The organism is Pseudomonas sp. BCA17 (genome assembly GCF_004519405.1).
Lineage (GTDB): Bacteria > Pseudomonadota > Gammaproteobacteria > Pseudomonadales > Pseudomonadaceae > Aquipseudomonas.
On sequence record NZ_SGWI01000004.1, the window covers coordinates 213,217 to 238,814 of the forward strand.

Genomic DNA, 25,598 nt, shown 5'->3' on the forward strand with positions numbered 1-25,598 from the left:
CCGCGCGTTCCCAAGCGCAACCATTGAACGTACCCTTTTTAAAGCCCTAATCGCTATTCATACACCCTGCCAAACTTATTCGGTAAGCCCATGATCGAGATAAGCAACCTGACGAAAAAACTTGGCAGAAAAAATGTCATCACCCAACTTTCATTCTGCGTCAAGCGCGGGGAATGCGTGGGTCTTTTTGGAGAGCGGGGCTCCGGTAAAACAACGCTGCTGAATTTGATCGCGGGTGTGCTAAAACCGACCTCCGGGTACATCAATATCCAGGGCTTAAACACCCAGACCCATTCCATCCAGACGAAGAACGCCATTGGCTATCAACTCCACGACGTTCCCAGTCACACAGTGATGACCGTCAAAAGCCTACTGAACTTTATTGCCGCCGTTCGGGGATTCAGCGGTGCCGAAAAACGCAGAAGAGTCAATCAAGTCGTTACGCGCCTGGAACTGTTGTCCGTGTCCAACTACCCGATCGATACGCTCCCCCTCGGCATAAAGCGCAAAGTTGCCATTGCCCAAGCCATTGTGCATTCGCCCGACCTGCTTTTACTGGACGAACCATTGGAGGATCTTGCCCCTGATGAGTGGCTCAAGCTCAGGACCCTTATCCAGTCCTTGAGCGAGGAAATGACGCTCATCATCGCCTCCCGTCATGGCGACGCACTGTCTGATCTCTGCAGCCGGGCGTTGGTTATCGCGGGGGGTCGCCTGAAGGCCGACACGGCGTTGGTGGATTTGCAGCGTAGCTCAAGGCACTACCAAGCCGTGACCCTCGCCGCCGATACGCCTGTGGATTTGCTGGCCCTTGCCGTATTACCTGGCGTCGCCGGCATCGAAGAAGACCGGGATGCACCCGGCACCGTGACGGTTCTGGCCATGCCTGGCCACTCCATTTTTCCCTCCATCAATGCGCTCATCACCCACCGCGGCTGGAAGGTCACGTCCATGCACTTGGAACCAGGACGCTTGAACGACGTGATTCACCATCTCAGTGAAGAGGTTTCCCCTTGAAACTGCTAACCGTCATTTTCAAACGCCAGCTCGCCAGTTATGCCTCCTCACCCGGTACTTATTTGAGCGTGGCGGTGTTCCTGGCGCTGTGTGCCACGCTGGGATTGCACGCTCAGCAATGGATGGAGCGAAACAGCAGCGACTTGCAGGCCTTCTTCGAGTTTCACCCTTGGCTGTATCTTCTGCTGATTCCCACGCTATCGACGCAGTTATGGTCGGATGAACACAGTGCGAGCTTTTCCAACATGATGAAAACCTTGCCTGTCACCTCGATGGAACGCGTTATCGGAAAGTTCATGGCGGCGTGGGTCGTGTGCGGCCTTGCCGTACTTTTAAACTTCCCGATAGTGATCGCCGCCAACTATCTCGGCACAGCCGATAACGCCGTAATCGCCTCACAGTTCTTCGCCAGCTGGTTACTGGCAGGCAGTTATCTGGCCGTTGGTTGTTTTGTATGTGCACTGACTCACCAGCGCATTGTAATTTTCTTATTGACACTGGGCCTGCTACTGACGATCAGCGGTGTTTCATCCGTTCTGGATGCGCTTGAACATCAAACCCCGATATGGGTGATCGACAGTTTGATATCGCTCAATCCCATCTTGCGTTTCAGTACGATGGACAGCGGAAAACTGACACTTCATGACGTTTTTTACTTCACCAGCATCATCTTTGTTTTTCTTGCAGCGACGACCGTCACACTCAACTACAAAAACCGCTGAGAAGGAAAGCCACTGATGCGATCCGCTCTTCGTACCGGTATGACACTCATGGTTATATCGCTGTTGTTTCTCGCCTTTAATCTGGTCTGGGTAAAAAAGCTACCTGACATTCGCTGGGATTTTTCACAGGAGAAGAAACACACTTTATTACCGGCCACGCGGCATTTTCTTACAACACTCGAAGGCCCGCTGGACTTGTATTACTTCAACTCAATCAATGATCCCAAGAAAAACCAGCTATTGAAACGCTATGGTCAACGGGTGGAGGACATGCTCAAGGAGTTTGAAAAAGCAGCCAGGGGCTTGATCAACCTGCACGTTATCGACCCAACTCCATTTTCCGAAGAAGCCTACAAGGCCAGTTTATTCGGACTGGATGATACGCAAGGATTCCTGGGGCTCATCGGCACACGTGCCGGTCAGAGCACACGGCGCATCGAAGCGTTCAACCCGGACCACGCCCCCTTGCTTGAGTACGAAATCAGCCATCTGATCCTTGAACTGATGCAGCCTGAGCGTCCGACTGTCGGCTTGCTGTCAGGGCTCGCGTCAAGCGCTTCCACGGGAGAACTCCTGGCGCACATGCGTGGGCATTTCAACCTGGTGGAACTGAGCACCAACATCGCCCAGGTACCGTCATCAATCGATACGTTGATGGTTGTGCATCCGCGCACCCTGCCCGAACACGCTTTGTATGCGATTGAGCAGCACGTATTGAAGGGTGCCAAGTTGATGATCTTCATCGATCCGGTGAGCGAAATGGACACGAATGCCGCTTCGCCAGACTCCAGGCTGGAGGGGCTGCTGGCGGCTTGGGGTGTACAGATGCCAACGGACAAGCTGTTGGTGGATGACCTCTATGCCACATCGGCTACCCTCGGCCCCGCAAGTCCAACGGTGTTGCACCCGGCCAGGCTGGAGCTGCCACGACAGGCCATGAGCGCCACCGATATCAGCAGTTGGAAACTGAGTTCAGTGATCGTGTCGAGCAGCGGTGCACTTTTCCGCCCTCTGAAAAGCCGCATGACATTCACGCCGCTGCTGCAGAGCTCGCGGCAATCGGTGCTGCTCGACGCGGGGCATTTCGCTTTAGCGACGACGTTCGACTCACTCACCGATGAAGCCACCGCGCCCAGGCAGGCACACGTGATTGCTGCTCGCCTTGAAGGCCCCGCCTTCTCGGTGTTCCCCGAGGGCCTTGACGGGCAACCGCCCGGTTTGCAGAAGGCTGCACAGATCCATGTGGTGGTGGTTGCCGACACGGATATGCTCGCAGACACCATCATCCGTTCGGCCCCCAACAGCAACGTGCAGTTCATCTTGAATACGTTGGATAACCTGGCCGCTCCCCCAGCGCTTGCGGACATTCGACCACGCGCCATAAACAGTCAGCCCCTGCATACGCTCGAACACCTGCGCGACACGGCGGCACAGGCATATCGGGAAAGCGCGCGCGAGCTGGAACGACGCCTTGAGCGCACTGAACAAGAATGGCGACGTTTGAGCCCACAGAACGGGGGGCTTGGTGCTCAGGCCGTGGGTGCCAATGCTCCGTTACAAGCGCTCAACAAGGAGCGCCTGCGACTCCCCATGGAACTGAACGCACTGAAAGTCAACGCTTACGCGCCTGTGCGTCAGTTCGAACACGGCCTGAAGCTGCTGCTGATTGCGACCGTGCCGCTGCTGTTATGCCTGGTCGCCTGGGTGCTTGCTCTCTGCCTGCGCCGACGCCGGTCGCTCTCTTGCGCGGCTTGTCGCTGAGGACTCAGCGGCGGGTAATCAGGCCCTGTCGGGCAATACGCGTGAGTTGGCGGATCACTTCATCGGCATCGCTGGCGCTGGGCGCCTGTATCACCGCGAGGTCGAAACTGTTGCTGGCAAAGCGGGCCAGGGAATCGCCATCTTCAACAAACTGAATCAGAAACGCCGAAGGCCGCCCGGTGCGACGAGGCCAGCCGTCAAGGTAACGCAACAGCGTCGGCTGGTGCTTGCCGCCAAGAAGGATCTTTGGATTGCGTTGAGTCAGGCCCGCAGTGATCGGGGCCAGGCGAATCAGGGGGTGTAGTGCATTCATCGTGTCGTGGTCTCTGCCTCAAAAGTCTGCGGGCAGGTGAGAGGCAACACCGAACCAGCGCTTTAGCGGTATTTCGAAGTGTGCTCTGCATGGGAGAACATACTTCTGTCGGGCTGCATCGAGTCCCAGTGGCGCCCCGCAATTAGCTGTTTAAATCGGCGCATGGACGGCATCCTAGAGAAGCCTGCAGGCCAGTGTCAAGAATCCCGGGCAACGAAAAAGCCCGCCTATGGCGGGCTTTTTGGGGACGTACCCAGGGATCAGCGACTGATAGCGCCGTCGGCCGACAGTTTGCCGGCGCCTTCCAGCAGCACCGCCAGCGAGCCGCCCAGCAGGGCCAGTGCGAACTCATAACCGTTGTTGGCCATAAACAGGCCGTTATGGATATGCACCGAGAAAATCGCCACCAGCGACAGGATGGTCAAACCCAATGCCGCAGGGCGTGCCAACAGGCCGATGATCAGCGCCAGGCCGGCGAAGAACTCGGTACCGCCTGACAACACAGCCATCAGAGTGCCCGGAGCCAGGCCGATACTTTCCATCCATTGCGCCGTGCCGGCCAGACCGTAACCGCCAAACCAGCCGAAGAGCTTTTGCGAACCGTGAGCGGCGAAGACAATGCCGACGACGATACGCAGAATCGTCAGGCCATACCCGGCGCGGGTGGACAAAATGCTTTTGATCAGTGGGCTCATCGGGGGTAATCCTTTTCTAAGTAGAGGGGGTTGGCCGCTATATTAATCAGATTAGGCAATGATAAAAGCCGAAAATATGCCTAATCATTATCGATTAAATCGATTATTTACGTGAAACAATCTTTGGCCCCGCCGGCTCCAGGGACTCCCGCTCCCGATTGAACGCCAAGTAATATTTGTTCACGCTATTAACATAGCTGACGCCGCTCATACCCACCTGCTCCATGGCAATGCGTTCAACCTGGAAGAACCACTGATTCGGATTGAGCCCACGCCGACGCGCCTCCGCACGCATGCCCTGCACCCGCTCCGGCCCCATGTTGTACGCCGCCAGCACAAAGGCCATGCGCTCTCTTTCATTGAGCTTGGGGCTTGCGAAAAACTTTCGACGGATCATCGACAGGTAACGCGCGCCCGCCTGCACATTGCTATCAAGGCTCTCGATACTGTTCACCCCGACCCGTTGCGCCGCCGAAGGGGTGATCTGCATCAATCCCGTGGGGCCACCGCTGTTGCGCGCTCCGGGGTCGAGTGCGGATTCCTTGAACGCCAACGCGGCCAGGTTCAACCAGTCCATGCCCTGCTCCCGGGCATATTTTTGCAGGACCGGCCGCAGCTTCTCCAGACGCTGGCGGTCGGCGCGGGCCAGTGGGTTGCGCACCTGATAGAGGCGTCGGTAGATGCGTTGGAATGCCACATCCTGATCGGACGGGGTTCGATAAGTCTTGAGAAAGCGATCGATACTGGCCCGCAGCATTGAAGCATCCTGGCGCACGAACCAATATTCGTCAGCTGGCTCGCTGATCACTACCTGTTTATCAAAGCGAAGCTTGGGCAGGATTTTCGACCAGCGTTCGGCAATGGGCTTCTCAACGATGGTCAAGTGGAAGATCCCGGCCTGGACCATCTCCAGCACATCTTCCACCGCCAACGTGGGATCGACCCATTCCACCTTCACCGGCGGTAGTTTGTGCAGCGCCAGCTTCTGATTGACCTGGCTGATGGCATCCGCCGCAGCACTGCCGGCAGTCAGCGACAACGTGCGCCCTGACAACTGTTCAAGCCTGGTAAACCGCCGCTCCCCTTTCACACCCACCAGCCATAACGGCACATTGCTGACGATCGGATCGCTGGTGCTGAGCTTGTGCGCAGCCTTCACATCCAACAGTTCACCCGGGGCCACCAGATCACCTTCGCCACGGGCCAACGCACCAAGCAACTGGTCCTTGGCCTTGGGAATGATCTTGAGGTTGATTTCTTCACCGTCACGGGCATGGCCGTTCAAGTACTGCTCGAAGGCGCGCAAACGGTGGTATTCGACACCGATGGCCTGGCCCTGAATTTCGCCAGAGCTGTTGCGGCTCTGATTGACCAGCACGCGCAAGGTGCGGCTGGAACGAATTTGCGCCAGGTCTCGCACCTTGCCGGGCTTGGTCACTTCCACCGGGCCGTCCAGACGTGCCGCCGCCGTCATGGGCAGCAACAACGTCAGGCACAACATAAGCAACGCCGAGTGTCGGATCATCCGCTCTCCGCAAAGAATACTGGCCAGCACCACCGTGAAAGGTAAGGGCTGGGGGTCAGAAACAGAGCGCTTTAAGCGCTGGCAAGGCGCGCAACGGCGGCATGGGGGAAGGCGTTCGGCCAACCACAATGTCACTTGCGACGTTCAAAGACAGCTTTAACTCGTTGTAGTTCTTCGTTTTTCTTATAAATCTACAGCTCTGATATGCTTTCCGACCGCAGGCGGAGATAGCACCATGCAACTCATTGATATCGGCGTCAACCTGACCAACCCCAGTTTCGACGAGAGGCACCAAGCCGTTCTTGACCGCGCCTATGCCGCCGGCGTGCAGCAATTGGTGCTTACCGGCACCAGTGTCGACGGCAGCGAACAGGCCCTGGAACTGTGCGTAAAACTCGATGACGGCGGCCAGCACCTATTCAGCACGGCCGGCATCCACCCGCATTCCGCCAGCGACTGGAACGGCGACAGCGCACAGCGTTTACGCAACTTGCTCGGCGAAAGCCGCGTGCGTGCAGTGGGCGAATGCGGGCTGGACTTCAACCGGGACTTCTCCCCACGCCCTCAGCAGGAAAAAGTCCTCGAAGAACACCTGGCCCTGGCGGTCGAATTGAAACTGCCGGTGTTTCTCCACGAACGCGATGCCAACCAGCGGCTGCTGGAGATCCTCAAGGATTACCGCGACCACCTGACCGCCGCCGTTGTGCATTGCTTCACCGGTGAGCAACACGCGCTCTTCAGCTACCTCGACCTTGATTTGCATATCGGTATCACCGGCTGGATCTGCGACGAACGTCGTGGGACACACCTGCATCCACTGGTCAGGGAAATCCCCCGTGGCCGTCTGATGCTGGAAAGCGATGCGCCGTACCTGCTGCCGCGCACGCTGCGACCGAAGCCGAAAAATGGCCGCAATGAACCGGCCTATTTGCCGGAAGTGTTGCGTGAAGCCGCACTGCACCGTAATGAAACCCTGGAAGACCTGGCCGAGCACAGCACCGCCTGCGCCCGCGCCTTTTTTGGGCTGCCCCGCCTGGATTGATACAACGGGGTTAATGCGGCGCATTGACCCACGTCAAAACCGGTTTTCTGAATAGCGGCACAATAATGGCACCTTGCCAATGCTGTTTCCGCTATCAGAGAAAACCTTCCATGGGTGCCTGGCTTAGCAACATCTCGCTGAAATACAAATTCTGGGCCGTCAACGCGGTCGCCTTCATCACCACCCTCTTGCTGGTGCTGTACGCCGTGCAGCTCGAACAACAGGCGCGCAGCGATGCGTCGCAAACCTCGGCACAAGCGCAAGCGCGATTGCTCGCGGCCTGGCCTGCCGACAAGGCGCTGCCGAAGGGTGAACATTGGCTCACGTTTGCCCGGGGTCAGGTTCCACAATTGGCAGGCCAGGATCTGTCAGCGCTCAGCAACGCCAGCGGCTGGGTCGAGCTTGACCGGATGCCCTTGTTCGGTGAAAACCCGCTGATCGGTGCAGACGTTATCGCTCGCGCCGACGGGCAACAGATCGCCGTGCTGGCCTACGGACGCAGCCTGAGCCAGGTATTCGCCGAACGCTTCGTCAACTACGCCGTGGCCGTGCTTATCCTGATGCTGGCAATGCTCGGCGCCTCACAACTGCTGATTCGCTTCCTGCTCAGCCAACTCAATACCCTCAAGGATGTAATGCTGCACGTTGAGAAAACCGGCGATCTGTCGGCCCGCGTGCCCCTGGCGTGCAAAGACGAAGTCGGCCAGATGGCCAGCGCGTTCAACGCCATGCAGGCCGGTTACCAGCGGGTGGTCAACACCGTGGCGTCCACCGCCCGGCAACTGGACGAGGGGGCCGCGCGGCTGGCCAGCAGCATGAACGAGGTGCAACACGGCATGCTCGGCCAGCAGAGCGAAACCGACCAGGCCGCCACCGCTATCAATGAGATGACCGCCACCGTCCACCACATCGCCCAGCACGCCGGCGCCACCCGCGACCTGTCCCAGACCGCCGACGCCCTCGCCGGCAGCGGCCAGGAGGTGGTCGCCCGGGTGCAACACTCGATTGCCGGGCTGTCCACCGGCGTGCAACAAACCGCTGAAATGATCCAGAAACTCGCCGAGGACAGCCAGAAAATCAACGGCGTGGTCAGCGTGATCCACAGCATCGCCGAACAGACCAACCTGCTCGCACTCAACGCCGCCATCGAAGCCGCTCGCGCCGGGGAAATGGGCCGTGGCTTTGCCGTGGTCGCCGACGAAGTACGCAACCTCGCCAAGCGCGTGCAAAGCTCCACCGACGAAATCACCCGCATGGTCTCGGCACTGCAAGCCGGCACGCGCGATGCGGTGGATTTCATGCAGGAAAGCTCATTCAAGGCCGATGACTGCGTGCAGCAGGCCCAGGAAGCCGGCGCCGCACTGGCCGAAATTACCGGCGCCGTGGCACAGATGCGCGAGAGCAACACCCAGATCGCCGTGGCCGCCGAACAGCAAAGCCATGTCGCCGAAGAAATGAACCGGGCGGTGGTGAGTATTCGTGATGTGACAGAAAACACCGTGCAACAGACCATCGGCTCAGCCAGCACCAGCAATGAACTGGCCACGCTGGCAGGAGAGTTGAGCAAGGCGATCGGGCAGTTGAAGCTGTAGGGCTGTTCAACCTGTAATCCTGTGCCTACAACAGAACCTCGGGTTAACCGAGGTTTTGCCGGAACGTCCGGGTCTTCCCGGCGAATAACACCGACGTCTTTTTCCTACCCAACGCTCCAACGCATCCGGGACATCGACAACGCGCAGGTTTGCCACAAATAGCCTTCTATCGCCGTCATAGCCAGCCCCAATTCGCCTCCCCGACGTCCCCCGCCTAGACTCTCTCCATGTTGTTTCAACGGACAGAGGATTCACCATCATGGGCAAACGTCATCCCAATCTCCCCGCCTGGCAATGGCGTAACTACCCGCAGAACCATCAACACCCGACCAACCTGGCACTGCACTTGATTGCCGTGCCGCTGTTTATCATCGGGTTCCTGTTGATCGTATCCGGGGTATTCAGCCTGAGCCTGGCCAGCGTGGCCGTGGGTGTTATCGGTATCCTGGCCGGCCTGGCGTTGCAACGCCATGGCCATAGCCTGGAAGCCCAGGCCAGCGAGCCCTTCAGTGATCGTAAAGATGCGGTACAACGCCTGGTGGTCGAGCAGTTCGTGACTTTCCCGCGTTTTGTATTGAGCGGTGGCTGGTGGCGTGCCTGGCGACAGCGCCACAGGCATTGAAGTCAGGCGAAGACCACCACGCTCTGGCGGCTGATGGCGATCAACTCACCGCTCGGGCCCCAGAGTGCGGCGGCGGCATGGCCGTAGCCATCGCGGGCGTATTCGATATTGACGTAGTACTGGCACCAGTCGAGGGTGCTCAGCTGTTGCAACGGCTGGATAAACTCAATGGTCCAGGTCAAGGTGCTGCCCGGCGCAGGTTTTGTAAGGTGCGGCAGCAAGGCCGGCGGCCAGGCGTCAACTAGGGCCAGAATATGTGCCTCGGTCAATGCCTCTTCCTTCACATCGCCGCGCAGGCGCACCCAGCCGCCCATATCGCGTGATTTATTGCCGGTGAACGGCAGCCCGCCGACGCTCCATCGCATCGCCAGATGCCGCATGAACTCGGGGGTGACCCCTTTGATATACGGCAACTCCTGGCAATCATCCCAGTGCTTGAAAGCCGGTGCAGGTTCGCTCGCTACATCAATCTGCGATTCACGGGCCGCGCCAAAACTGGCCTGGACCACCGTGGCGACTTCGCCGTTCTGCACCACACGGCCGAGTAACTGGCTGACGGCCTTGCCTTCGCGCAGTACCTCCACGTGGTAACCGGCGGGCACGTCAGGCTCAACCGGGCCGACGAAGGTGATCGCCAGTGAGCGCAATGGACGATCCGCCGGCACTTGAGCACGCAGGGCTTCGTATTGCAAGGCGGCGACCAAACCACCAAACGTCGCACGGCCCTGGCCCCATTCGGCAGGAATGGTGACATCCAGCGGGTTGCTACGGGCGGCATCGAGCAAATCACTAAAGCGCATGGGGACCTCACATCGGGAACACGGATTGGGCGATCTTAACCACCGTGTGATGACTGCACAGCGCCCATACCGGCCAAAAACCGGACCGGTTCAGAAACAATCGGCGCTGAGTTTATCCAGCACCCGATCCGCCTGCCCTTCTGCCTTGGCCATGGTGCGATGCCATACCGCAACGCAGGGTTGCAAATCCGCTTGATGTTCGGCCTGGGCCAGCCACTGCCAGCAGTCGTGCCAGTCGCCCAAGGCGCCTTGGGCGCTCTTGAGACGGGAGATGGCTTTGGCGGGGAGTTTGTCCAGCTTGGGGTAGGCCTCGGCAGCGTAGCGCACTCGCTTGATCAGCAAGCGCAGGCGATGACGGTCATGGCCGGGTTCCTTCAAGGCATCGCCGAGTTTTTCCCATTGCTTGGCGAGACGTTTTTCGATGCGTGGGCGCAAGCCCTTGAGCAGTTTCTGACGCTCAGATGCACGAATAAAACGTGGGAAAGCGTCGAGGATCAACAACAGGTGGGCCACCTCCGGGCTTTGCGCAACGTCCCGATAAGCATCGGGTTGCAAGCGCAAACGCCGCGCGGCGGCCTCGTGATAACCCTGCTGGAGCAGGTAAGCGGCCAGCACCTCTCGATCCCGCAGCGGCGTGGTCAACTGGCCGACCGCCTTGGCGGCCAATTCAAGCTGCTCCACTCCGGGCAGGCCGCGCAGAGGACGTAACAGGCTGCGCAGGCGGCGCACAGTAGTGCGCAGATCATGCAGGGCTTCATCATCGGTAACGGCAGCGAGACGAGCCTGGCAGCTCAATAATCCTACTTCCAGGCCAATGACCTGAACGACTAACTGATCGACCAAGGCTGACATCCCTTCCTCCGCTGACGATGAAACTCTCTGCCAACTGCTACGGTTTAACGGCCGGCGCGCGACTCACGAATATAGAACCGGGCCTTCTCGGCCTTGTTGGAGCAACCCTCAAAAGCTTCGAATTGCTGCTGGGTCTTGGCGCCAGTCAACAGGGACAGCGCTTTGGAGTAACTGACAGTCCCAGCGAATCCCTCGGCCTTGGCCAGGTCCAGCTCATGCCAGGCGGCATCCAGTTGCGTGCCACAGCTATCACGGTACGCAGTTTTCCCGGCACAACCGGCCAGAGCCAACACGATCACAGGCACACACATCCAGGCTTTCATCGATGACACCTCAAAATAAACAGAAACAGTCGTAGCCTGTAGACGTTGCCTACAGGGAAAAGTGCCTTGTCCGGCTACCCGAAAGCAAAACTGACTATAGCCAGAGCATACCCGAGCGCCCTGGCTAATCAGGAAAAATATTCCGCACATCGACGAAGATTGAGCCGCCACTCGGATGAGCGCATTGTGGTCAACTGTTTTGCGAAGGATCAGCTCATGAAGAAACGTGTGGCCTTGGTACTGGGCTCCGGGGGGGCTCGGGGATACGCTCATATTGGCGTGATCGAAGAAATCGAACGGCGCGGTTATGACATCGCCTGTATCGCCGGTTGTTCCATGGGCGCGGTGGTGGGCGGGATCTACGCAGCCGGCAAATTGGATGAGTATCGAAACTGGATTGAAAGCCTCGACTACCTCGACGTGCTGCGCCTGGTGGATGTGAGCTTTCGCCTGGGTGCCATTCGTGGCGAGAAAGTCTTCGGGCAGATCCGCAAGATCGTTGGCGAACTCAATATCGAAGAGCTGCGCATTCCCTACACCGCCGTCGCCACCGACCTGACCAACCAACAGGAAATCTGGTTTCAGGAGGGCTGCCTGCACCAGGCCATGCGTGCCTCAGCGGCGATTCCCAGTCTGTTCACCCCGGTGATGCAGGGCAACCGCATGCTGGTGGACGGAGGCCTGCTCAACCCATTGCCGATCGTGCCGGTGGTGTCGAGCCATTGCGACTTGATCATCGCGGTCAACCTCAATGCCACCAACCAAAAGCACTACCACTTGCCGGTGATCCAACGCCCGCCCGCGTTCAAGAGTCGCTTCAACAACCTGGCGAGATCCCTGGGCTCGCACCTGCCCTTTCGACGCAAACAAGCTGAACAATTAATGAAGCTGGAACAGGAGGCCTTGCAGGCCGAAGCGGCAGAGATCAACCCATGGCTGGAATCGGCAGAACCCGAAGCCCAGCAGCCCGCGGCGGCACCGGAACAAGAAGGCGCACCGAAGTCCGCGACCGGTTCGTTCATCATCGATAACGTCGGCCCGGCGTCGCTGCTGGATCTGATCAACCAGAGTTTCGAAGTGATGCAAACGTCACTGGCGCAGTACAAGATTGCCGGTTACCCGCCCGATGTGCTGATCAACGTACCGAAGCGGGTGTGCCGGTTTTTCGAGTTCTACAAGGCGCCGGAGCTGATCGCCCTGGGGCGGCAAATCGCCAGCGATACCCTGGACCGGTATGAGAGTGAGCAGCACTGACGTTGGTGTGGTGCTGATGGCCGCATCGTCAGCCGGCCCTTCTCATCGGTGACCGGGTTCTCGTCAGAATCTAAGCATTCAACAATCGATACCCCACACCCGCCTCGGTCACGATGAACCTGGGCTGAGTGGGGTCATCCGCCAGCTTCTGCCGCAAGTGGCCCACGACGATGCGCAGGTAGTGGCTGTCCTCGGTATGGGTAGGCCCCCAGATATCCTTGAGCAGTTGCTGCTGGGTAATCACCCGTCCCGGATGCCGCGCCAACTGTGCCAGTACCGCGTACTCCTTGCGGGTGAGCGCCACTTCGGCACCGTCCAGCAGGACGCGACGATAGGCCAGGTCCACCGTCAGAGGGCCGAAATTCAAGGCAGCTTCCTGGGCCTCGCCCGCCGGCGCCTGGCGCAGCAATGCACGCACGCGGGCGAGAAACTCCTGAATACCGAACGGCTTGGTCACGTAGTCATTGGCGCCACCGTCGAGGGCCTCGACCTTCTGGCCTTCGCTGGCCCGCACCGACAGCACCAGGACCGGCACCGTCGACCACTCGCGAAACTCTCGCAGCACTTGCTGGCCGTCCATGTCGGGCAGGCCAAGGTCAAGTACCAGCAAGTCCGGCTTGCTCAGTGCCGCTTGGGCCAAGCCCTCGTTGCCGGTGCCGGCTTCGATCACTTTATAGCCCTGGGAGGCCAGGCTGATGCGCAAAAACTTGCGGATCTGCGGTTCGTCATCAATGACTAGAATCGTCGCGGTCTGGCTCATGGTGTCCAATCAAAATCCGTGGAGAAAAGAGGGTAGCTCAAGCCTCGCGCTCCAAGCCAGGCTGCGTCGGTAACGGCAGAAACAAGGTGATGCAGGTGCCCCGCCCGTCAATGCCATCGGCCACGCTGATATGCCCGCCGTGGGCACCAACCATGCCCTGGCAAATCGCCAGGCCCAAGCCCGTGCCCTGCCCGCCCCGGTCACCGCGAGCGGCGGTGTAGAACATATCGAAAATCTTTGCACGCTCATCCTCGGGAATCCCCGGGCCCTCATCGGCCACCGCGAAGAACAACTGCTCACCCGTCACGCCGGCGGTCAACTGCAAGCGGCCGTGAGGCGGAGAAAAACGCGCGGCATTTTCCAGCACATTGACCAAGGCTTGTTCGATCAACGCCGCGTGTACATACAAGAGCGGCAGTTCAGCCGGTACATCGGCACTCACCTGCAACGGCGCGAGCACGGCGCGCAAACGACCGAGGGCGCTGCCGACGATGTCGCCGGGTGACACCCAGTCCCGCGCCAGTTTCAACGCACCATGGCCCAGGCGCGTCATGTCCAGCAGGTTCTGGATATAGCGGTCGAGGCGCTCGGCTTCATCGCGGGTGCCTTCGAGCAACTCGCGGCGATCCTCCAGAGGAATCGCTTCGCCAAGGGCCAACAAACTGTCGATGCTACCGCGCATGGACGTCAGCGGCGTGCGCAAATCGTGGGACACCGAAGCCAGCAAGGCGCTGCGCAACTGCTCGGTTTCGCCATGCAGCCGAGCGGATTCGAGTTCCTGCCCCAACTGAGCCCGTGCCAATGCCTGTGCCAGCGGCTGGCTCAACGCAGTGAGCAGGCGACGGCGCTGGCCACTCAATTCCAGACCCGGTTTTGGGCTGACACCGAGCAATCCCAAGGGCCCCTCCTCGCTCGATAACGGCCACCACCACCAGCGCCCGAACGGCAAGGTGCCAGTGCCCATGCCGGCCGGTTGATCGTGCTGCCAGGCCCAATCGGCGGCGGCGCGCTCGGCTTCGGTAAGGGTCAGCGGGTCACCGGTCTCGACCTTCCAACCGCCCTGGCCGTCACGGTTGACCAGGCACAGGTCCAGGTCACTCCAGCCTTCCAAATGATGGGCCGCCGCGCTGATCACCGCCTGGCGATCGGTGGCAGCCGTCAGTTTGCGCGACAGGTCAAGCAGTTCGCTGGTTTCTTCCTGGGTATCACGCAGGGCCTGCAGTTGCCGGCGTTGGCGCGCAGCAAGGTTGCCGGTCAAAGCCGCCATCAACAGGAAGAACAACAGGGTCAGCACGTCCTCTTCACGCTGGATGGCAAACGAGAAATTCGGTGGGATAAACAGGAAGTCGTAGGTCAGGAACGACAGCACCGCACACACCAGGGACGGTCCCAGGCTGCTGCGCACCGCCACCAGCAATACCGCCGCGAGAAACACCAGGGAAATATTCGGCAGCGGCAACACACTGGCCACCGCCCAGGCCAGCGCCGCCGCGACGATGGTCGCCAACACCGCCAGGCCGTAGTCGAACCAGACCAGCCCGCGCACGTCCGGCAGGCGTGGCGGAGCGGGCATGTCGTCGCTGTCGAGCACATTGATTTCCAGGCCCCGTGCGTTGCGCAGCAAGCGCGCCGCGAGGCCGCCCCCAAACAACCGGCGCCGCCACCGCATCCGCGACTGCCCCACCAGCAACAGGCTGGCGCGGCGTTCCGCGGCATGCTGGATCAGCGTTTTCGCCACTTCCCCCGCCCGCAACAACACAACCTCACCGCCGAGCCGCTCAGCCAGTTGTTGCGCGTTCTGCAGGCGCAGGCGCGATTGCTCATCCCGCGCGCGACCGTTGTCGACATGCACCAGGCTCCAGGGTAAATGCCGACGCTGGGCCACGCGGCTGGCATGCCGCACCAAACGTTCGGCCTGGGCATCACCATCTACCCCCACCAACAAGCGTCCGCGTACCGTCGGTGCCGCCTGGCCGAGCTGACGATAGCCTTGAGCCAAATCGTCATCGACGTGAGCGGCAGCGGTTTGCATCGCCAGCTCGCGCAGGGCCATCAGGTTGGTCTGGGTGAAAAACGCATCGATCGCCGCGCGAGCCTGTTCAGGCACGTAGACCTTGCCGTCGCGCAAACGCTCCAGCAGCTCGCGGGATGGCAGGTCGATCAACAGCAATTCGTCCGCCTCTTGCAGCACCCAGTCCGGCAGCGTCTCGCGCACTTGCACGCCGGTGATGCCACGTACCTGGTCGTTGAGGCTTTCCAGGTGCTGGACGTTGACGGTGGTGAACACGTTGATGCCGGCGGCGAGCAGTTCCTGGATGTCCTGCCAGCGCTTTTCGTGACGGCTGCCGGGGGCGTTGCTGTGGGCCAACTCGTCCACCAGCACCAGCTTGGGCTTGGCGGCAAGCAGGCCGTCGAGGTCCATTTCTTCGAGCACCACACCGCGGTATTCGCTGCGCACCAAGGGTTGCTGCGGCAGGCCACTGAGCAGGGCTTCGGTCTCGGCGCGGCCATGGGTTTCGACCACCCCGGCGATCAGCCGCACGCCCTGGCGCAGCTGGGTGTGGGCGGCCTGGAGCATGGCGTAGGTCTTGCCCACGCCCGGCGCGGCACCGAGGAAAACTTTGAGCCGGCCACGGCCGTCCCGGGGCAGTTCGGCTAACAGGGCATCGGCGCGGCCGGAGTCGCTCATGCGGGCAGTGTCCTTCAGGTATTTATGTAATCAGGCTCAATGAAAACAACTCGGGGTGGGGCCTTGCTCCCGATAGCGGCGGGCCAGGCGCTGATACACCGCTGATCGGCCGCAAGCCCCCTTCCACAAGGGTTCAGAGCTTTTCCAGGGCCATGTTCAGCGCCAGCACATTCACCACCGGCGGGCCCACCAACGGGCTTTCGATGTGCTCATCCAGCAACCGTTGCAAGGTCGACACCGGCACATTCCGCGCGGCTGCCACCCGCGCCAGTTGATAGGCAATCGCCTGCGGTGGCAAGTGTGGATCAAGACCACTGCCGGAGGTAGTCAGCGATGCCAAAGGTACCGGTCCCTGGCTCGGCACCCACTGCTTGTGCGCATCATCAACGATGCGCGTCGCCAACGCCGGGTTGCTTGGGCCGAGGTTGCTGGCGCTGCTGGAAACCGTCGCAAAGGCACCGGCCGATGGGCGCGGATGGAACCAGCCGTCACCGGTAAAATCCTGGGCGATCAGGCTGGAGCCGCGGACCTTGCCGCTGTCATCGCGCACCAGGCTGCCGTTGGCCTGCGCAGGAAACGCAACTTGGGCGACACCGGTGACGACCAACGGGTAAGCCACGCCGGTGATCAGGGTCATGAGGACCAGCAGGCTCAGGGCCGGGCGGATCATGTTAGTCATCTTCACATCCTCAATAAATCGAGAAATTAATGGGGCGAGTTACACCAGGTGCAGTGCGGTCAACAGCATGTCGATCGCCTTGATACCCACGAACGGCACCAGAATCCCGCCCAGCCCGTAGATCAGCAGGTTGCGCCGCAGCAACGCCGCCGCACTGGCCGCCTGCACGCGCACACCGCGCAGCGCCAGGGGAATCAGCACCACGATGATCAGCGCGTTGAACACGATTGCCGAGAGAATCGCGCTTTGCGGGCTCTGCAAGTGCATGACGTTGAGCACGCCCAATTGCGGGTAGATCGAAGCGAACAGCGCCGGCAGGATCGCAAAGTACTTGGCCACGTCGTTGGCGATGGAAAAGGTGGTCAGCGCGCCACGGGTGACCAGCAACTCCTTGCCGATTTGCACCACGTCCAGCAGCTTGGTCGGGTCGCTGTCGAGATCGACCATATTGGCGGCTTCGCGGGCGGCCTGGGTGCCGTCGTTCATCGCCATGCCGACGTCTGCCTGGGCCAGCGCCGGGGCGTCGTTGGCGCCGTCGCCGCACATCGCCACCAATCGGCCGTCGTTCTGCTCGTGGCGTATACGGGCGAGTTTCTTCTCCGGCGTGGCTTCGGCCAGCACGTCATCCACACCCGCTTCGGCGGCAATCGCTGCGGCAGTCAGCGGGTTGTCGCCGGTGACCATCACCGTGCGGATGCCCAGTTTGCGCAGCTCGGCGAAACGCTCGCGAATGCCAGGCTTGACCACGTCTTTGAGGTGGATCGCACCGAGCAATTTGCCGTCGGCGCACACCAACAACGGGGTGCCGCCGCTCTGGGCGATCTTGTCGATTTCCCGCGACATGGCCGGTTGCAGATCGCTCCGTTGCTGGCCGATAAACGCCAGCAGCGAATCCACCGCGCCTTTGCGGAACACGCGGCCTTGGTAGTCGACACCGGACAAGCGGGTTTCGGCACTGAACGGCACGCCGGTCAGTTCATCCGGGTGCGGTTCCGCCTGTGGGTGCAAGGCGCGCAGGTATTCGACGATGGATTTGCCTTCCGCGGTGTCATCCGCCAGGGAGGCCAGCAACGCACCTTCGGCCAGTTCCCGACCGCTCACGCCAGGCGCCGCCAGCACCGCCGCGCAACGGCGGTTACCAAAGGTGATGGTGCCGGTCTTGTCCAACAGCAATACATGCACGTCCCCCGCGGCTTCCACGGCACGGCCGGACTTGGCAATCACATTCAGACGCACCAGACGGTCCATGCCCGCGATACCGATGGCCGACAACAAACCACCAATGGTCGTAGGAATCAGTGTCACCAGCAATGCGACCAGGAACACCAGCGGCAAGCTGCCATTGGCGAAGTGGGCGAACGGCTGCAGGGTGACCACCACCAACAGGAAAATCAGGGTCAGGCCGATCAGCAGGATGTCCAGCGCGACTTCGTTGGGGGTTTTCTGGCGCTTGGCGCCTTCCACCAGCGCGATCATGCGGTCCAGCGTGGACTCGCCGGGGTTGGCAGTGATACGGATCAGCAGCCAGTCGGACACCAGGCGCGTGTTGCCGGTGACGGCCGAACGGTCGCCGCCGGACTCGCGGATTACCGGTGCGGATTCGCCAGTGATCGCCGCCTCGTTGACCGCCGCGATCCCTTCGATGACCTCGCCGTCACCGGGGATCATTTCGCCGGCGGCAACGCGTACCACATCTCCTTTGCGCAGACTGGTGGCCGGCACCACCTTGAAGCTGCCATCGGCCTCTTTACGGCGTGCGCTCAGCCCTTCGCTGCCGGCCTTGAGGCTGTCGGCGCGGGCCTTGCCGCGACCTTCGGCCAAGGCTTCGGCGAAGTTGGCGAACAACACGGTGAACCACAGCCACACCGCGATTTGCACGGCGACAAAAGTCGGCACGGCGGTGTCGGGCACGAAGCACAGTACGGTCGTAAGGATGGCGGTCAGTTCAACCACCAGCATGACCGGCGAGCGTTGCAGTTGCCGAGGGTCCAGCTTGACGAAAGCCTGGCCCAGCGCCGGGCGCCAGAGGGCGGAGATGGCGGTCTTGGCGGGTTCCTGGATGGCCACGGGGGCCGCATTTTTTGCAGGCATATTCATTGTCATAACCCCTTATCAGAAGCCCATGCTCAAGTGTTCGGCGATGGGGCCCAACGCCAGCGTCGGCAGGAAAGTCAGGCCGCCCACCAGCAAGATGGTCACGGTCAGCAACGTCACGAACAGGGGGCCGTGGGTGGGGAAGCTGTTCTGGCCAATCGGCGCGGTTTTCTTCATCGCCAGGCTACCGGCCAGGGCCAGTACCGGGAGGATGTAGCCGAAACGACCGATCAACATACCCAGGCCCAGCATCAGGTTATGGAACGGGGTATTGCCACTGAAGCCGCCGAATGCCGAGCCGTTGTTGGCGCTCGCCGAGGTATAGGCGTAGAGCAACTGGCTGAACCCGTGAGGTCCCGGGTTGCTGATGGCGCCGGCCGGCCCAGGCAGGCTGGCAGCCACAGCGCCGAGGACCAATACACCCACCGGCATGACCAGTAAGGTCACCACGAGTAATTGCACCTCCTTGGCCTGCAGCTTCTTGCCCAGGTATTCCGGGGTGCGGCCGATCATCAGGCCGGCGAGGAACACCGCGATCAAGACGTTGAGCAACATGCCGTACAGGCCCGCACCAACGCCGCCGAAGATCACTTCGCCGACCATCATGTTGACCAACGCCACCATCCCGCTCAGGGGGTTGAGGCTGTCTTGCATGCCGTTGACCGAACCGTTGGACGCTGCCGTGGTGGTCACCGACCACAACACGGTGCCAGTGGTGCCGAAGCGCGCTTCTTTGCCTTCAAGCGGTGCGGTTTGCTCAACGGCGGGGTTGTTCAGGGCCGGGTTGGGCTGGTATTCGGCCCACAGCGAAGTGGCGCCGCCAATCAGGAACAGGGCCAGCATGCAACCTAGGATCGCGCGGCTCTGACGCAGGTCTTTGACGTAGTGACCGAAGGTGAACACCAGCGCCACCGGGATCAGGATGATCGCGGCCAATTCAAACAGGTTGGCCCAGGCTGTCGGATCTTCGAAAGGGTGCGCCGAGTTGACGCCGAAGAAGCCACCGCCGTTGGTGCCCAATTGTTTAATTGCAATCTGGCTGGCGGCCGGGCCGAGCGGAATCACTTGATCCACGCCTTGCATCGTCACCGCGTCAACGTAATGGGCGAAGGTTTGCGGAACGCCCTGCCAGACCAGGAACAACGCCAACACCAGGCACAACGGCAACAGGCCATAAAGGGTGGCACGGGTCATGTCGACCCAGAAGTTGCCCAGGGTCTTGGTGGACTTGCGACCGATCCCACGGCAGAGCGCGACCAGGACGGCCAGACCGGTGGCGGCGCTGACGAAGTTCTGCACGGTCAGGCCGGCCATCTGGCTGAGGTAGCTCAGCGAGGCTTCACCGCTGTAGTTCTGCCAGTTGGTATTGGTCATGAAACTGACCGCGGTATTGAAGGCCAGCGTCCATTCCTGGCCCGGCAATTTCTGCGGGTTCAGTGGGAGGTAGTCCTGGAACATCAGGATCGCGAACAGCAACACAAAGCCGGCGAGGTTGAACGCGATCAGCGCCAGCGTGTACTTCTGCCAGCTCTGTTCCTGGTGCTCATCTACCCCCGACAGGCGATAGCAGGCTTTTTCCACAGGCGCTAAAACCGGGCTCAACCAAGTGCGCTGGCCTTCCATCACTTTGTAGTAGAACCGCCCGAGGAACGGTGCCGGCACCAGCACCACGGCAAAAAAGGCGATGATCAGCCAATAGTCATAACTGTGCATAGCCCGCTCCTAGTTCCGATCCGCGCGTAGCAGCGCAACCAGCAGATAAATGAACAGTGCCACGGCCAATAGCAGTGACACCCCGTCCAGAACGCTCATGGAAGTCTCTCCGTTTTGCGGCGATTGCCGCGTGTAGGGCAATTGTCCGCAGGAGGGGCGTAAAGGAACGAGAGCGAGGACATGGGTGGGGCGTAAAGACGGCGTAAAGAGTGGCTTTATGCGGGGTTTACGCAGGGATTTGTAGCGGCTGGGCGGGCCTCATCGCGCGTTCAAGCCCACGCCCACATGTTGATCAGCGCTTGCCATGACAGCTCGGTCAAATGTGCGGGTTTGCTCTCGATGGCGCCAGCCAATGCACCCGCGCACTTCTCTGGTGCGCCTCGCGCCGACATTCAAACGCCAAACCGTCCCCCGAACGACAACAGCGCGGCTTTACGACAATCATTCTCAGGCTGGCATGGCCGCTGCAACACCTTGAATCATTCCAACCGGTTCAGGGAGCGGCACACAATGAACACACAACTCAAACCCACGCTGGGCACCTTGCACCTGTGGGGCATCGCGGTCGGGTTAGTGATTTCCGGCGAATACTTCGGCTGGAGCTACGGCTGGGGCGTGGCAGGCACGCTCGGCTTTCTGGTGACCTCGCTGATGGTCGCGGCGATGTACACCTGCTTTATCTTCAGTTTCACCGAGCTGACAACTGCGATTCCTCATGCCGGTGGGCCGTTTGCCTACAGCCGTCGTGCCTTTGGTGAAAAAGGCGGTTTGATCGCCGGGCTCGCGACCTTGATTGAGTTTGTGTTTGCGCCTCCCGCCATCGCTTTGGCCATTGGTGCTTACCTGAATGTGCAGTTCCCCGCACTGGACCCGAAACACGCGGCCGTCGGTGCCTACATCGTGTTCATGGGCCTGAACATTCTCGGTGTGAAACTTGCCGCCACGTTTGAACTGGTGGTGTGTGTGCTGGCTGTCGCCGAATTGCTGGTGTTCATGGGCGTGGTCGCGCCGGCGTTCAGCTTCAGCAACTTTGCCCTCAATGGCTGGGCCGGTGCGGATACTTTCGGCGCTCCGGCGATTGCCGGGATGTTTGCGGCGATCCCCTTCGCCATCTGGTTCTTCCTGGCCATCGAAGGTGCCGCCATGGCGGCTGAAGAAGCGAAAGATCCTAAGCGCACCATCCCAAAAGCCTACATCAGCGGCATCCTGACGTTGGTGATCCTCGCCATGGGCGTGATGTTCTTTGCCGGTGGCGTGGGTGACTGGCGTGCACTTTCGAACATCAACGACCCGCTGCCCCAAGCCATGAAAGCGGTGGTGGGTAACGGCTCCGGCTGGCTGCACATGCTGGTGTGGATCGGTCTGTTCGGCCTGGTGGCAAGTTTCCACGGCATCATCCTCGGCTACTCGCGTCAGTTCTTTGCCCTGGCGCGTGCCGGCTACCTGCCGTCCTTCCTGGCCAAACTGTCGCGTTTCCAGACACCGCACCGGGCAATCATCGCCGGTGGCGTGGTCGGTATCGCCGCGATCTACAGCGATGGCCTGATCAATCTGGGCGGCATGACACTGACAGCGGCGATGATCACTATGGCGGTGTTCGGAGCAATCGTGATGTACATCATGAGCATGCTCAGCCTGTTCAAACTGCGTAAGACCGAGCCGCTGCTGGAACGCACCTTCCGCGCGCCGGGCTACCCCATCGTGCCGGGCATCGCGCTGGTGCTGGCGGTGGTGTGCCTGGTGGCCATGGCTTGGTTCAATGCGCTGATCGGCCTGATCTTCCTGGGGTTCATGCTGGTGGGGTTCGTGTACTTCCAGATGACCGCACAGGACCGCGCCGATGCACCGGCAGATGCAATGCTGACGGGGCTCTGATCTACTGAGGCAGAACGGGCCTACACTGAACTAGTAAGAAAGCCCGTCACTCAAAGCAGTTATTCCCGTGGGAAAATTCTCCCACGGCAATCTGCCTCAAGGAGAGCCTTATGCCGTGGTATGCGTGGTTGATTTTAGTGGTGGCGATCGGGTCGATCATCGGTGGGCTGATGATGCTGCGTGACAGCGCCAACAAAGTGGAACTCACCGACGAACAACGCAAGCGCGTGGCCGAGCGCAACGCCCAGGCGGATGCCAAGGACGCGCAGGATCGCTAAGCCGGCTTACTCCCAGGCCGCCTTGGCCATATGCAAACCGTGCTGCCCTCTGTAGGCAGCACGTTCAGGCTGACTCCAGCCGTTCAGTAACTCATCCTCCAACCGGTAGATTTCGACACCCAGCGGACGACAGACCTTCAACGGGTCCTGCGCTTGCGGCCCCCACATCGGCAGTGAGAGGTCCCCACCAGGACAGGTCGACAGTGCGCACAGCAGATCAATCTCGGCGAAAAACTCCAGATAGTCCCCCTTCTGCGCCGGACAAGCCTTCATGAAGTACATATCGTCATGATTGAGGCCGGTGCACTGGAAGATATTCAGCACGTCATGCACGTCGAACTCCGTCAGGCCGTGGGGCAATACCGCACGCGTGAGGTTCGAGTGGCAATGATGATGGAAGTCTTCACCGGTCAGCATGCGGTTCACATACGGGTCGCAGCGCGTGCCAAGCAAATCATGCAAGCGACCGCCGTGTTCATCGATGCCATAGCTGGCCAGGCTGTCATCGGTGATCGTCACCAGTGGTCTTAAAAATGGCAGGTTGGACCACAAACGGTCGTGGGTGCTGACATGCGCGCCCTGTAATTGTCTCGTACGTGCGGCCCACAGACGTTCGCGCGGGTCATTGGCATTCCACACGTTGAAGTCACCCACCTGCGGCCCCACCGGGGTCGTGACACGGAACACATGCCCGGCCGGCACTTTCCACGCCCTCCCCGTACGAATCGGTACCTCGAACTGCTCGATCAACGTGCGCTGATCCTTGCGATCACGAATACGCTCATAGAACGCCGTATCAACCTGCAACGCTGAGCCTTTACTGACCTGATAAGCCGCGGGATAGTCTTTGTACATGAGGCAATCCTCCTTCAAGGATGATCAAACAAGGCAAGGGAAAGGCGTTCGGAATCGTCCAGGTACAGGCTCATTGCCTCCCCCGCCGCCGCTTTATCTTCATGGATCAGTAACTGGTAAATCTCACGGTCGCGCTCCAACCAGGGCGATTGGAAACGCTGCTCATCGGGGGCGGCACAAAACACCAGCCGCAGTTGGGCAATCACCTGGGCGAAGAACTCATCGAATAATGGGCTGCGCATCAACCTGACAATCTGCTGATGGAACAGCAGGCTGTGAGTAGCCACTGCTCGCCAGTCCTCACGCTCACAGGCAAGGCTGGTTGCCTCAATGGCGCTTTGCATGTGTCCGGCCTGATCAGTTGTCAGCGCGCCGCTCTGGGCAATAGCCTGTAACTCCAGAGTGCGGCGTACGACGAACAGATCGCGCACCTCCTCCCTTTCCAAGCACCGGACCATCACACCTTTGTTACGTATATAGCGCGTAAGCCCTTCCTGCCCTAAACGATGCAGCGCTTCGCGGATGGTATTGCGCGAAGCGTTGTACCCCTTGACCAGGTCGCCTTCCACCAACGCCATACCCGGCAGCAAACGCCCGCCGGTGATGTCGGCACGTAACTCAAGGGCGATCTGGTCAGCCAGGGACAAACTGAGTGTCATCGTTACCTCACGATTGTTGAACAATGTCAGGACCAGATGTAATCACTTTTCATGCCAAGGCTGATGGGTAGTTGTATGGGGTGGGTAAACGTTTATTTTTTGAAATGCATGTTTGTTCCCGAGCGTCCTGTGCGTTACTCCTCCGATCATCACCGTTATCAAGGAAGCCTCCATGCACTTGCGTTGCAACGGACTCCGGCCTGCCGCCTGGATAAATGCCGATGAGGTTTCTGATACAGAAAAGGCCGGTCAATGACCGGCCTCCTGCGTGCTTTTTTACATCCTCAATTGATGATCAGCCTGTCGCGATTTTTCTCCAGCAACGCTTTGCCGATGCCCTTCACTTCCAACAACTCATCCACCGCCGTGAAGGGACCGTTGCTTTCACGGTAGGCGATGATCGCCTTGGCTTTGGCGGCACCGATACCAAACAGGTCGCGACGTAGGGTCTCGGCGTCAGCGCCGTTAAGGTTGACCTTGGCGGATTGCTCGGCCTGGACGCTCTGCGCCGCAACGGCGGCTGGAGCTTCTGGCTTGGCGGACGGAGCTGCGGAGGTAGCGACAGAGAGGCTGGTGAGGAAGGCGAAGAGAAGGGACGAGATGTACGCGTTTTGCATTGGTGACGCTCCATGACATCGGTAAGAGAAAAGCAGCTTTCCGAAGCTGCTTTTCTAACTTAGATGATGCTGGAAGGGAGTCAAAAATGACTGAGTTACAGGGTGTGTTTGATTTTTTTTGACCCGTTTGAAGACTGCTGCCGGCTGAATGTGAGCATGCTGGCTGAGAGAAAAATTGAGCCAAAAGCCTGAGGAATCAACCCGTCCAGACGACGCACGTCACACGCGGTTTGAGAGTCACCGTCCGTTAAATAAAAAACTACTCGAAAAAAATGGAAAATCGTTTTCGTTTCCAAGAGACTATTACATTTTGGTTCAAGAGAAGACGGAGAAGAAATGAGTGATTCCAAGGACTACTTCGTGCACTCCCATGCATTGTGTGAGTCGTCAGACATTGGTAAAGGCTCCAGAATTTGGGCGTTCACGCATATTTTGCCTAATGCAAAAATTGGAGCAGACTGCAATGTCTGCGACCACGTATTCATTGAAAACGATGTGACTATTGGAGATCGCGTCACAATCAAATGCGGTGTGCAACTTTGGGACGGCATCACTATTGCCGACGATGTATTTATTGGCCCGAATGTCACTTTCACCAACGACATTTATCCCAGAAGCAAAGTCTATCCTGAGAGTTTTGATCGTACCGTTGTAGGCAGAGGCGCATCCCTTGGCGCTAACTGCACCATCTTGCCCGGGCTGGTAATCGGCGAAAATGCGATGGTAGGCGCAGGAGCAGTTGTCACACGGTCGGTGCCAGCTAACGCAACCGTAGTAGGAAACCCTGCGAAAATTATCAGTTCTCAAACAAAGAAGAATATCTAAGCAGCTTATTTTCAGGCCTAAAAAAAGGTAAGCGCT

25 protein-coding genes are annotated in these 25,598 nt (G+C 59.8%); 10 read left to right on the forward strand and 15 right to left on the reverse strand.

The window, feature by feature from the left end; genetic code table 11:
- Nucleotides 1-90: 90 nt before the first annotated feature.
- Genes EXW71_RS17125 through EXW71_RS17135 form a run of 3 tightly spaced genes read left to right on the forward strand, consistent with a single transcriptional unit; the run spans nucleotide 91 to nucleotide 3,500 of the window.
- Nucleotides 91-1,017, forward strand: coding sequence for an ATP-binding cassette domain-containing protein (locus EXW71_RS17125; RefSeq protein ID WP_134659802.1), 927 nt, complete (start codon nucleotides 91-93; stop codon nucleotides 1,015-1,017).
- Entirely contained in the window at nucleotides 1,014-1,739 is a 726-nt protein-coding gene (locus EXW71_RS17130) for an ABC transporter permease (RefSeq protein WP_134659796.1), read from the forward strand. The genes EXW71_RS17125 and EXW71_RS17130 overlap by 4 nt, the downstream gene beginning before the upstream one ends.
- A 15-nt stretch (nucleotides 1,740-1,754) precedes the next feature.
- Entirely contained in the window at nucleotides 1,755-3,500 is a 1,746-nt protein-coding gene (locus tag EXW71_RS17135; RefSeq protein WP_134659794.1) for a Gldg family protein, read from the forward strand.
- 4 nt (nucleotides 3,501-3,504) lie between these two features.
- Here the strand turns inward: EXW71_RS17135 and EXW71_RS17140 are convergent, their stop codons facing one another.
- The 3 genes from EXW71_RS17140 to EXW71_RS17150 form a co-directional block, all read right to left on the reverse strand.
- Entirely contained in the window at nucleotides 3,505-3,813 is a 309-nt protein-coding gene (locus EXW71_RS17140; protein WP_123715188.1) for a class I SAM-dependent methyltransferase, read from the reverse strand.
- A 260-nt stretch (nucleotides 3,814-4,073) separates the two neighbouring features.
- Nucleotides 4,074-4,508 (reverse strand): DoxX family protein, encoded by a 435-nt coding sequence (locus EXW71_RS17145; protein WP_134659792.1) that lies wholly within the window; start codon nucleotides 4,506-4,508, stop codon nucleotides 4,074-4,076.
- A 103-nt stretch (nucleotides 4,509-4,611) separates the two neighbouring features.
- Nucleotides 4,612-6,033, reverse strand: coding sequence for a transglycosylase SLT domain-containing protein (locus tag EXW71_RS17150; protein ID WP_134659790.1), 1,422 nt, complete (start codon nucleotides 6,031-6,033; stop codon nucleotides 4,612-4,614).
- A gap of 235 nt (nucleotides 6,034-6,268) precedes the next feature.
- Between EXW71_RS17150 and EXW71_RS17155 the strand changes: the two genes are divergently transcribed.
- The 3 genes from EXW71_RS17155 to EXW71_RS17165 all read left to right on the forward strand — a co-directional run bounded on the left by EXW71_RS17155 (nucleotide 6,269) and on the right by EXW71_RS17165 (nucleotide 9,289).
- Entirely contained in the window at nucleotides 6,269-7,075 is an 807-nt protein-coding gene (locus tag EXW71_RS17155) for a TatD family hydrolase (RefSeq protein ID WP_134659788.1), read from the forward strand.
- 110 nt (nucleotides 7,076-7,185) lie between these two features.
- Complete coding sequence (locus EXW71_RS17160) at nucleotides 7,186-8,667, forward strand: methyl-accepting chemotaxis protein (RefSeq protein WP_134659786.1); 1,482 nt, start codon at nucleotides 7,186-7,188, stop codon at nucleotides 8,665-8,667.
- 259 nt (nucleotides 8,668-8,926) lie between these two features.
- Nucleotides 8,927-9,289, forward strand: coding sequence for an Mpo1-like protein (locus tag EXW71_RS17165; protein WP_123715183.1), 363 nt, complete (start codon nucleotides 8,927-8,929; stop codon nucleotides 9,287-9,289).
- A gap of 2 nt (nucleotides 9,290-9,291) precedes the next feature.
- Here EXW71_RS17165 and EXW71_RS17170 read toward each other — a convergent pair whose 3' ends face one another.
- The 3 genes from EXW71_RS17170 to EXW71_RS17180 all read right to left on the reverse strand — a co-directional run bounded on the left by EXW71_RS17170 (nucleotide 9,292) and on the right by EXW71_RS17180 (nucleotide 11,264).
- Nucleotides 9,292-10,089, reverse strand: coding sequence for an acyl-CoA thioesterase II (locus EXW71_RS17170; RefSeq protein WP_134659784.1), 798 nt, complete (start codon nucleotides 10,087-10,089; stop codon nucleotides 9,292-9,294).
- A 90-nt stretch (nucleotides 10,090-10,179) separates the two neighbouring features.
- On the reverse strand, nucleotides 10,180-10,941 hold the full coding sequence (locus EXW71_RS17175) for a CHAD domain-containing protein (RefSeq protein ID WP_134659782.1): 762 nt from the start codon (nucleotides 10,939-10,941) through the stop codon (nucleotides 10,180-10,182).
- Between the two features lie 44 nt (nucleotides 10,942-10,985).
- On the reverse strand, nucleotides 10,986-11,264 hold the full coding sequence (locus tag EXW71_RS17180; protein WP_010176194.1) for a hypothetical protein: 279 nt from the start codon (nucleotides 11,262-11,264) through the stop codon (nucleotides 10,986-10,988).
- Nucleotides 11,265-11,480: 216 nt separating this feature from the next.
- Between EXW71_RS17180 and EXW71_RS17185 the strand changes: the two genes are divergently transcribed.
- Nucleotides 11,481-12,518 carry a patatin-like phospholipase family protein gene (locus tag EXW71_RS17185; protein WP_134659780.1) on the forward strand — a complete coding sequence of 346 codons (1,038 nt, stop codon included), beginning with the start codon at nucleotides 11,481-11,483 and terminating at the stop codon, nucleotides 12,516-12,518.
- 70 nt (nucleotides 12,519-12,588) lie between these two features.
- Here EXW71_RS17185 and EXW71_RS17190 read toward each other — a convergent pair whose 3' ends face one another.
- The 6 genes from EXW71_RS17190 to kdpF all read right to left on the reverse strand — a co-directional run bounded on the left by EXW71_RS17190 (nucleotide 12,589) and on the right by kdpF (nucleotide 20,552).
- Nucleotides 12,589-13,278, reverse strand: coding sequence for a response regulator (locus EXW71_RS17190; RefSeq protein ID WP_134659778.1), 690 nt, complete (start codon nucleotides 13,276-13,278; stop codon nucleotides 12,589-12,591).
- A 37-nt stretch (nucleotides 13,279-13,315) separates the two neighbouring features.
- A complete protein-coding gene (locus EXW71_RS17195; RefSeq protein WP_134659776.1) occupies nucleotides 13,316-15,967 on the reverse strand; it encodes a sensor histidine kinase KdpD in 2,652 nt (883 codons plus the stop codon).
- 133 nt (nucleotides 15,968-16,100) lie between these two features.
- Nucleotides 16,101-16,646 (reverse strand): potassium-transporting ATPase subunit KdpC, encoded by a 546-nt coding sequence (kdpC, locus tag EXW71_RS17200; protein WP_123715177.1) that lies wholly within the window; start codon nucleotides 16,644-16,646, stop codon nucleotides 16,101-16,103.
- 39 nt (nucleotides 16,647-16,685) lie between these two features.
- Nucleotides 16,686-18,743: a potassium-transporting ATPase subunit KdpB gene (kdpB, locus tag EXW71_RS17205; protein WP_372241329.1), complete on the reverse strand. Its 2,058-nt coding sequence runs from the start codon at nucleotides 18,741-18,743 to the stop codon at nucleotides 16,686-16,688.
- Between the two features lie 15 nt (nucleotides 18,744-18,758).
- Complete coding sequence (gene kdpA / locus EXW71_RS17210) at nucleotides 18,759-20,453, reverse strand: potassium-transporting ATPase subunit KdpA (RefSeq protein ID WP_123715175.1); 1,695 nt, start codon at nucleotides 20,451-20,453, stop codon at nucleotides 18,759-18,761.
- 9 nt (nucleotides 20,454-20,462) lie between these two features.
- Nucleotides 20,463-20,552, reverse strand: coding sequence for a K(+)-transporting ATPase subunit F (gene kdpF, locus EXW71_RS17215; protein ID WP_003218754.1), 90 nt, complete (start codon nucleotides 20,550-20,552; stop codon nucleotides 20,463-20,465).
- 411 nt (nucleotides 20,553-20,963) lie between these two features.
- Between kdpF and eat the strand changes: the two genes are divergently transcribed.
- Nucleotides 20,964-22,328 carry an ethanolamine permease gene (eat, locus tag EXW71_RS17220; RefSeq protein ID WP_060753228.1) on the forward strand — a complete coding sequence of 455 codons (1,365 nt, stop codon included), beginning with the start codon at nucleotides 20,964-20,966 and terminating at the stop codon, nucleotides 22,326-22,328.
- Between the two features lie 110 nt (nucleotides 22,329-22,438).
- On the forward strand, nucleotides 22,439-22,606 hold the full coding sequence (locus EXW71_RS17225) for a DUF2897 family protein (RefSeq protein ID WP_134659772.1): 168 nt from the start codon (nucleotides 22,439-22,441) through the stop codon (nucleotides 22,604-22,606).
- A 6-nt stretch (nucleotides 22,607-22,612) separates the two neighbouring features.
- Here the strand turns inward: EXW71_RS17225 and EXW71_RS17230 are convergent, their stop codons facing one another.
- The 3 genes from EXW71_RS17230 to EXW71_RS17240 all read right to left on the reverse strand — a co-directional run bounded on the left by EXW71_RS17230 (nucleotide 22,613) and on the right by EXW71_RS17240 (nucleotide 24,737).
- A complete protein-coding gene (locus tag EXW71_RS17230; protein ID WP_134659770.1) occupies nucleotides 22,613-23,461 on the reverse strand; it encodes a DUF1989 domain-containing protein in 849 nt (282 codons plus the stop codon).
- 14 nt (nucleotides 23,462-23,475) lie between these two features.
- Nucleotides 23,476-24,120: a GntR family transcriptional regulator gene (locus EXW71_RS17235; RefSeq protein WP_123715173.1), complete on the reverse strand. Its 645-nt coding sequence runs from the start codon at nucleotides 24,118-24,120 to the stop codon at nucleotides 23,476-23,478.
- Nucleotides 24,121-24,404: 284 nt separating this feature from the next.
- Complete coding sequence (locus EXW71_RS17240; protein WP_123715172.1) at nucleotides 24,405-24,737, reverse strand: helix-hairpin-helix domain-containing protein; 333 nt, start codon at nucleotides 24,735-24,737, stop codon at nucleotides 24,405-24,407.
- A 336-nt stretch (nucleotides 24,738-25,073) separates the two neighbouring features.
- Here EXW71_RS17240 and EXW71_RS17245 point away from each other — a divergent pair, with 336 nt between their 5' ends.
- Entirely contained in the window at nucleotides 25,074-25,562 is a 489-nt protein-coding gene (locus EXW71_RS17245; protein WP_134659768.1) for an acyltransferase, read from the forward strand.
- Nucleotides 25,563-25,598 lie beyond the last annotated feature (36 nt).